This is a genomic window from Streptomyces sp. NPDC051569, assembly GCF_044454085.1.
GTDB lineage: Bacteria > Actinomycetota > Actinomycetes > Streptomycetales > Streptomycetaceae > Streptomyces.
Window position 1 is genome coordinate 1 of the sequence record NZ_JBITDJ010000043.1, and the last position, 9,609, is coordinate 9,609.

General features: G+C 68.4%; 2 protein-coding genes. One reads left to right on the plus strand and one right to left on the minus strand.

Annotated elements, in window-relative coordinates; genetic code table 11:
* Nucleotides 1-159 precede the first annotated feature (159 nt).
* Nucleotides 160-3,294, minus strand: coding sequence for a DNRLRE domain-containing protein (locus ACIBAE_RS29420; protein ID WP_399291390.1), 3,135 nt, complete (start codon nt 3,292-3,294; stop codon nt 160-162).
* A gap of 489 nt (nt 3,295-3,783) precedes the next feature.
* Between ACIBAE_RS29420 and ACIBAE_RS29425 the strand changes: the two genes are divergently transcribed.
* Nucleotides 3,784-9,609: ricin-type beta-trefoil lectin domain protein (locus ACIBAE_RS29425; RefSeq protein WP_399291392.1), on the plus strand; the 5,826-nt coding region annotated here is incomplete at its 3' end.

A 9,609-nucleotide genomic window follows, 5' to 3' on the forward strand; every position in this document is an offset into this window, starting at 1 on the left:
GACATGGGTGAGCTGGCCCGACGCGGTCCGCCGCAACTCCTGCGCCGTGGTCCCGTCACACTTCTGGAGCCGGCAGGGGGGTCCCTCACCGGCCCCCGGCCGTCCCTGGCGGGACGGGGGACGGGGGCCGGTGAGGGGGAGTGCCGTACCTGCCGGGTGTCAGCCGAGGGCTTTCACCGTTCTCCAGTCGAGGGTCAGGACGATCTTGACGGCCGGGTTGGGGTTGGTGCGGGAGGGATGGTAGACGCGCATCTGCCCGTCGGCTCCGTGGCGGGCCCAGATGTCGGGGATGCCGTTCTTGTTGACGTCGGGGATGCCGAGGGCGGTGGTCATGTTGGCCTCGGTCCAGTTGGTGCCGTAGGCGACGTCGCCGTTGAGCGAGTTGGCGGCCACCCTCAGGGATTCGAGGTCGACGCTGCCCGCGACCGGGCCGGGCTTGCCGTGGCGGACGTACATGTTGCCGTTGTCGAGGTTGCGCCAGAGGAGGTCGGGGACCGCGTCACCGTTGATGTCGGCGACGTTGACGATGTCGCGGCGGGCCCAGGAGTCGCTGTTCATCTGCTTCGCCGTCTGGAACTTGCCGCCGGTGTAGCCCGAGAGCGTCCAGAAAGCGGTGCCGGAGCGGAAGACCAGGTCGGGGTAGGTGTCTCCGGTGATGTCGCCGACGGCCTTGATCTGGATCCAGGTCGAGGGTGCCGGGGTGTTGGACGGCAGAAGGATCTTTATCCGCTTGTCCACGTTGAAGCTGCCGTAGCCGTCGCCCGGATAGAGCGAGAACGTGCCGTCGGGGGTGACCGCGAAGAGGTCCGTGACGCCGTCACCGGGGTAGGCGTCGGCGTAGTGGGTGATCAGCGCGGCCTTTTCCGCGTTGTACCAGTGACCCGGCGGGTTCAGCTTGTCGCCCGAGGTGTAGGCCGCGTCGAGACAGGTGTCCAGCTCACCGTCCGGCCCTCCGGCGCAGTTGATGAGCTTGCCGCTCGCGTCGACGACCAGCAGGTCGGGGATGCCGTCGCCGCCGGTGTCACCGGGGCCGTCGGCGTTGTCGCGCGGCGGGAGGTAGAAGGTGTAGTTGGTGACCTTGCTCTTGTTGCCGGTCGAGTCGAAGGCGTGCACGTTCAGCGTGTTGGGGCCGGCGTGCTTCGGGTCCAGGGCGGCGACGGTCGCGGTGCCGTTGGTGGCGGTGATGTCCTTCCAGTCGAGGCCGTCGATGGCGTACTGGAACTTCGAGGCGCCCGTGGAGGTGAAGGTGACGGCGCCCTTCGTTCCGAACGGGACGGTCGCCCAGGTCGCGCCGTCGTCCGTGGCTTCCAGGAAGACGGCGCTCGTCACGGTCGGCGGCGGCGGAGCCGAACCGTCGACGGTGAGGGTGCACCGGTTGCCGCTGGTCGGGTAGTACGCGGACTGGCTGCCGCCGGAGTCCTCCGCGCGGACGTCCCAGTAGTACACGCCCTTGTCGACGAGGGTGCTCGACGCGATGGTCAGTGTGCCCTTGCCGCTGGACAGGCTGGTGACGAGGGTGCCGGCCGGGGTGCTGGTGCCGGACTTCCAGAACCGGAAGCGCAGTCCGCTGAGGTTGCCGTCGGGGTCGGTGGACATCGCCGACAGGACCACGTTGGTCTTGCCGATGACGGCACCGGCGGTGCTGGTGTTGCAGTTGCCGCCGGGCGTGCTGGTCACGGTGCTCGGGACGGCGGGCGGCCGGTTGTAGACGACGCTCAGTTCCGCCGTGGTCGCCTTGAACTTCCGCCAGGTCTGCGTGTCGCTCTCACTGGTCGCCCGCATCCCGAAGGTGATGTTGGACGCGCCGCCGTCCGCGGCCTTCTGCGCGGCGGACTTCACGTTGAACGCCTCGTACTCGTCGGGACACGAGCTGGACGACCAGCCGTGCGCGAACGACTTCCGCTGGATCTCGCTGGACCAGCTGGGCTGCTTGTTCCACGTCGTGCCCGAGGAGATCGCCCCGGTCGTCCAGAGCTGGAACTCCCTGGTGGTACACGACCAGGAGTGGTTGTTCAGCACCTTGAACGTCGCCGAGGTGATCGTCGCGCCCTTCAGAGCGGCGCTGTAGCTCATCCGCCAGAAGGAGCGGGCCGTACCACCGGTGTCGTTCTCGTGGCCCACCCGCGCGTCGGACGTGCCGGAGCTGAAGTTGGTGCCGTTCCAGAAGCTGGAGTTCGGGTACGGCTTGTACGCCACGGTCCATGCCAGCCAGTGCCCGGGGAGTGTGGGGTCGACGAACAGCGGGTAGTTCGCCTCCGGATCGCTGAGCAGGCCGGTCTCGCCGACCTTGACGTCGATCCGTGTCGTCCCCGTCCCGTCACCGGCCAGCTCCATCGGGGCCCGCGCCTGCCGTGACCCCGGCTCGATCCCGCTCAGCCCGGACAGCTTCAGTACGTCGTCCGGTGTGGCGACCGAGGTACGCGGCTCGTCCGTCCCCTCGGGTACTTCCGGGTCACGTCCGCTGGAGTCCCAGGCGAACGGTGTCGGGATGGACCCGATCTCCGTGCCGGAGGGGTCCAGCAGCATGATCCGTTCCGCTGTCGCGTCGTACCGGAAGACGGCTGTCGACGACCTCAGTCCGTACGACACCGTCGCCAGCGCCTTGTTCCGGGCGGCCTCCCGGTCCTTGACGATGAGCAGCTGTGCGAACCCGCCCTCTTCCCGTGCGATCAGCAGCAGGTCGACACCCGGCAGCGCCTCGGAGTAGAGGGCGCGCGGGCCGTTGAGCACCGGCTCGGGAAGTTCACCGGGCCAGGTGTAGGAGATGACGTGGCCGTGGACCACCGTCCGCGCCAACACGGTTTCCCCGGGCGTCTTCCGGGTGACCGCCGAGATCGGCCGGGCGTACGAGCGGTTCGCGCGGGTGTCCCCGGCGGCGGGGGTTCCGCCGGCGAAGCGCAGCGGTGTCGGAGGGTTGACCGGGCTGATGCCCAGGCCGTCGGGGTCGTCGTCGGTGCGGCGCAGCCGGTTGTCGACGGGCGCCCACTTTCCCTCGGCGTTCTTGGCCCGCCGGGGGGTGGCGGATATCTGCGTGCGCAGTTGTCCGTCCGGCCGGGCCCAGGTCAGGGAAGTGGCGGTGGTCGCGGTGTCGACGGCCACCTCCTTGCCGGTGCGCCGGGCCTCTTCCGCGGCGGCGGTCTCGTCGCGCGGGCCGGTTCCGGCTTGGCGCGCGTCGACCGGCTTAACGGCTTGCGGAGTTGATGGTGCGTCGGTGTACGGCCAGGGCAGCAGGACAGCGGTCAGGGCGGCCAGAACCAGGCCGAGAGTGAGGGTCAGCCGGGTGCGCGTGCGCACGAGGGGACTGAGAAAACGAGGCGGCGCGGGCACGACGGTCTACTCCCGTGTGGTCCAGGACGGATGAGGACATGAGGCGCGCACACGATCACATGGTTTTCACACGTCGTCCATAGATGAAGATTTTATGAATCCGTGATGGTTACCTGGTGACGCCTTGACCGTCATTGCTGAATGTCTGCGATGCGGCATTGGGGCATTGATTGTGTGTTCATGGGTTGTGATTTTCGGTGATCTTTCCTATTGGTCAGCTCATGTGACATCCCATCACTGTATGTCCTGTGATACACCTCTCAAAAAGTGGCTTTTGGTGCACAGCAACTGCCTTGAACCCTGCGGCGGCCATGACAGAGGGTCGGACCACATCTGTTGTTTTGCATCGCCTGGGTGGGGTCGACGCGTATGCGTGCTCAAAGTCCACTGTCATGGCTGGGGCGCAGACGCCCCGCCCTGACGGAGTCTCAACGACGGCGCCGACGGCTCAGCCGTGTGGCGACCGTCCTTCTGCTGTCCTCGACGCTGACGGTGACGAGTCTGGACGGGCCCGCGTGGGCGATCCCCGGGCCCGGGATGACCCGCGCGATCGAGCTGCCCGAGCTGCCCGAGAGCACCTCGATCGACGGTGACGAGGAGTCGGACAAGAGCCTCACCACCGCGCCTGAGGTCCCGGTCGAACCGTATGTGCCGAAAGCTGTCACCCCGTGGGTGAAGGACAGCGGAGTCGCACCGCTCACGGCGGACACCAAGCCCGGCACCACCGTCCCGGTCGACGAACTGCCGATCGCGGTCGGCGTGCCCATGGGTGCCGACCCGGCCGCCCTCGCGGGTGACTGGAAGGTCGACCTGGCCCCGCCGGCCACGTCCCAGGACGCGGGTGTCTCCGGCCTGATCATGCGGGTCACCCCGCCGGCCACCGCCGATCCGGCCGCCCAGGTCACGCTCGCCGTCGACACCACCGCCTTCGCCGACCTCTACGGCCCGCAGGCCGCCGACCGCTTCGGCCTGATGCTGCTGCCCGACTGCGTCCTGGACGCCCCCGACACCGGCGACTGCGCCGCCGAGGGCACCACGACCATGTCCGGCAAGGCCGAGGAGAAGGCCGAGCTGCTGTCCAGCTCGGTCGCGCTGGTCCCGGCGTCCGAAGCGCCGACCCGGACCACCGCCGCCAGGAAGGCGGCCACCCGCACGATCCTCTCGGGCACGGTGCCGGTCGCCGGCCTGCTGGGCGTGGACGCGGGCACCGCTGTCTCCGGTGCCTCGGTCCGTACCGCCTCCACCTCCGCGCTTCCCGCCGTGGACGCCTCCCGCCCCCAGGTGGTCGGCGCCCTTGACACCGGTTCCTCGACGGCCGGTGACTTCACCGCCTCACCGCTGCTCTCCTCGGGCTCCTGGTCGGCCGGTTCCTCCTCGGGCGCCTTCACCTACGCCTACCAGGTCCAGGTGCCGGAATCGGCGGGCGGCCTGACGCCGAAGGTGAACCTCAGCTACTCCTCCCAGTCGGTGGACGGCCGTACCTCCGCGTCCAACAACCAGGCGTCCTGGATCGGCGAGGGCTGGGACTACAACCCGGGCTCGATCACCCGCACGTACACCACCTGCCGCGAGGACTCCAAGAAGAACGGCTCGAACAACGCCACGCACCGCACCGCCGACCTGTGCTGGGGCTCGGACAACGCCACCCTGTCCCTGGGCGGGACGACCACCGAGCTGGTGTGGGACGGCACCACATGGACCACCGCCAACGGTGACGGCTCCGTGGTCAAGCGGATCACGGGCAAGGACACCGGCAACGGCGCCCACAAGGGTGAGTACTGGCAGGTCACCACCCGCGACGGCACCGCGTACTACTTCGGCAGGCACAAGCTTCCGGACTGGTCCTCAGGCCAGCCGGTCACCGACTCGGTGCTGACCGTGCCCGTGTACGGCAACCACAAGGACGAGGACTGCTACAAGGCGGGCGACTGGGCGGGCTCCTGGTGCACCCAGGGCTGGCGCTGGAACCTCGACTACGTCGAGGACATCCACGGCAACGCCATGTCCCTGTGGTGGAAGAAGGAAAAGAACCACTACGCCCGCAACTTCAACTTCAAGGCGCCGGTCGTGTACGACCGAGGCGGCTGGCTGGACCACATCGACTACGGCCAGCGCACGGACGCCCCGGGCGGTCTCCTCGCCACCCCCGCCACCAGCCGCATCAGCTTCGACGTGGCCGAGCGGTGTCTGAGCGAAGGTTCCCTGACCTGCTCGGAAGCGAACTTCACCGACAAGGACCCGGGCAAGTACCGCATCTGGTACGACACCCCGGCCGACATGCGCTGCCAGTCCGGCAAGATGTGCTGGAACGCGGGCCCGTCCTTCTGGTCCCGCAAGCGCCTGACGTCCATCACCACCGAGACGCGGCGTCTTACCAGCACCACCGCCCGCCAGGCGGTGGACAAGTACACCCTCAAGCAGAGCTTCCCGGTCCTGAAGACCGGCGCGAACACGGCGCTGTGGCTGGAGTCCGTCCAGCGCACCGGCTACGGCCGGAACGGCATCACGGACGCCGACATCGCCCTGAACGCGGTGCGCTTCGAGTCCAACGACGAGGAGATGCCGAACCGGGTCAGGAACGACGCGCGTCCCGCCTTCTCCCGGCTGCGGATCTCGCGCGTCATCAACGAGTACGGCGGCGAGACGGTCGTCACGTACAGTACGCCCGACGGAGAGTGCGCCACGGGCAAGGACCTGCCCGGAAAGAACGACACCGCGGCGCTGAAGAGCAACGGCCGGCTGTGCTACCCGGCGTTCTGGAACCCCGACCCCGAGGTCGAGGACATCGACTGGTTCCACAAGTACGTCGTGGACACCATCGAGGAACTCCCCAACGTCGACGGCGCGTTCGCGACGCGGACGGCGTACACCTACAAGCACGCCGCCTGGAAGCTGGCCGAGGCGGAGTTCAGCAAGAAGTCCACCCGTACGTACTCGCAGTTCGCCGGGTTCGAGCAGACCACGGTGATCACGGGCACGGACGAGCCGTCGATCGGCAGCAAGAAGTCCAAGTCCGTCACCCGCTACTTCCGCGGCATGGGCGACACCGTCCCGGTCAAGGACATCACCGGCGAGGACATCGCCATGGACCGGGAGCCCTTCGCCGGCCGCATCGCCGAAGAGCTGACCTACACGAACGCCGGTGACAGGGACGAGGACTGGCTCTCCCGCAGCGTCACCGTCCCGGCCGCCACCGAACTCGCCAGGCGCGACCGTGACGACGGCCTGAGCCCGCTGCGCGCCTGGCGCGTCACCGAGCCCAAGGAGTCCGCGTACACGCGCTCCTCCGGCACCGGCGACGACGCCAGCACCCTGCGGACCGTCAGGACCACCACCAGCTACGAGCCGACGTACGGACTGCCCACCAAGGTCGAGTCGCTGGGCGACATCGACAAGAAGGATGACGAGTCCTGCACCAGTCTGGAGTACGTCCACCAGGACACCAAGAACCTCATCGGTCTCTCCCTGCAGGTCCTGGTCTCCCCCACCACCTGCGCCGACGCCAAGTTCGGCGATCTGACCACCCTGAGCGGCGCGATCCGCACCGCCTACGACGGTCAGGCGTACGGCAGCGCGCTCGCCGGGAGCACCCTCGGCGAGGCCAGTCAGACCTGGTCGCTCAACGGCGACGGCACCGGCTTCCAGAGCGACGGGACCACCAAGTTCGACAAGATCGGCCGTGTCGTCAGGCAGGACGCCCCGGACGGCAGCTTCGGCACGATCACCTACGATCCGCCCACCGGCCAGGTCTTCACGGTCACCGAGGAAAACTCCCTCGGCCACCGGCAGGAGCAGGAACTGGAGCCGGGCCGCTCGACCACGCTGAAGACCACCGACACGAACAAGCTGGTCAGTGAGGCCAGGTACGACCCGCTGGGCCGCATGGTCGAGGCCTGGGGAGCGGGCCGTACCCCGTCGTCCGCACCGGACTTCAAGGCCGCCTACACCCTTCCGAAGTACGACCCGGAGAACCCGGGCAAGCCGCCGTACATCACCACCTACGCGCGCGGCCACGAGAACCGGATCGAGAAGTCCGTCACCCTCTACGACGGTCTCGGCCGCGAACGGCAGACGCAGGAGGAGGCCGACGGCGGCGGCCACCTGATCACCGACACCCTCTACAACAGCTCCGGCGAGGTCTGGCAGACCAACAACGCCTACCTCACCCACGACGCGATACCCGGTGAGCTGTTCACCCCGCTCGCCGACACCGCCGTCCCCAACATCACGCGCTACACCTACGACGGCCTCGGCCGGGTCCTGGCGGAGACCCCGGTCCTGAAGGTCCTGGACCGCGATACCAAGGAAGCGTCCTCGCAGCCGGTACCGGAGCGTGCCACCCGCTACGAGTACGGCCAGGACTGGTCGAAGGTCGTCAACCCGGCCGGCGCCTCCTCCTACCGCGTCTTCACCGACGGCATCGGCCGTACCGCCCGCGTCGACACCTTCAACCCCGCCGCGCCGGGCGGCTTCACGTCGATGCGCTACGCGTACGACAAGCACGGCCGCCTGCAGACGGCGACCAGTTCGGCGGACGAAAAGCACCCGTGGAGCTGGACGTACGACCACCGGGGCCGCCAGCTGACGGCGACGGACCCGGACACGGGCACCACGAAGACCACGTACGACGCGTATGACCGCGTCCGGACCACCAAGAACGACCGCGGCATCACCGTCTGGAACGACTACGACGTCCTGTCCCGCCCGACCCAGCAGCGCCTCGACGGTCCCGCCGGCAAGCTGCTGGCCGACTTCGCCTACGACAAGGCTCCCGGCGGCGAGGGCATGCCGTACACCGCCGTCCGCTACACCGACGGCGAGGCGTACAAGCAGCAGGTCGACGGCTACACCAAGGACTACCAGCCGATCTCGACCACCCTCACCCTCCCGGATTCCCTGAAGAGCACCTGGGGTCTGGAGACGTCGTACACGTACGGCTACTCCTACACGGACACCGGCATGCTCCAGGAGGCGACGCTGCCGAAGGCGGGCCGCTTCGACACCGAGAAGCTCGTCGTCCGCTACAACGAGAACGGCAAGCCGCTCTCCGTCTCCGGTAAGGACTGGTACGGCTCCGAGACGGTCTACGACTCCTACGGCCAGGTCCAGCGCTCCACGCTCGGCGCCCAGCCGTACCGGGTGTGGACGCAGGCGACGTACGACGAGTCCAGCGGTGAGCTGACCGACCAGTCGGTCTTCCGTGAGAAGACGGGCGACCAGAGCGTCGTCACCGGCACCCTCGTCTCCAAGCGCGGGTACACCTACGACCCGGCCGGCAACGTCACCTCGATCCACGAGCAGTCCACCGGCATCGCCGAACGCCAGTGCTTCACCTACGACCCCCTCGGCCAGCTCAAGACGGCCTGGACCGCCAAGGACCAGACCGCCTGCACCACGCCGAAGAACACCGACGGCACGCTGAACGTGGCCGCCGGCAAGGACAACTCCGGCTACTGGCAGGAGTACGAGTACGACCTGTTCGGCAACCGCAAGACGCTGACCGAGAAGGACCTGACGGGCGCGGCGGCGAAGGACGCGACGACGTCGTACGCGTACGGCAAGGCCGACGGTACGCAGCCGCACACCCTCACCAAGGTCTCGAAGACCTACACCACCCCGCAGGGTGCCCAGGTCAAGGCTGAGGCGGAACGCCTCTACGAACTCACCGGCGAGACCAGGTCCGTCACCTCCGTCCAGAACGGCGACAAGCAGGAACTGTCCTGGACCTACGACGGCAAGGTCGACCGCATCACCGGCCAGGGCACGGGCGGCAAGACCCCGTACCTGGGCCTCGGGGACAAATGCCTGGACCTGAAGAGCGGCCTCGCGGCCTCCGCGCAGGCGATCCAGCTCTTCTCCTGCAACTCCACCCAGGGGCAGACCTGGCGCTTCACCCCCACCCCGGGGACCTCCCAGACCGACCCGGACCGGGGCACCCTCAGCGTCTACGACGACTGGTGCCTGCAGCCGGCCGGGAACACGGCCCAGTCCGCGGCCCAGCTCCAGAAGTGTGACGGGAGCGCGGCCCAGGAGCTGAGGCGGGCCGCGTCCGGCCAGCTCACCCACGTCGTGTCGGGCCTGTGCCTGACGGTCAAGGACGCGGTCCTCGCGAACACGACCCCCGTGGTGCTGGCCACCTGTGCGGCCGGCAAGGCCGAGCAGGTGTGGTCTCCGCAGAACGACACCCGGTATGTCTACGGGCCCGATGGCGCGCAGTTGCTGAGCATCAAGGGCAAGCAGGCCACGCTGTACCTCGGTGACACCGAGGTGACGGTCGCCCGG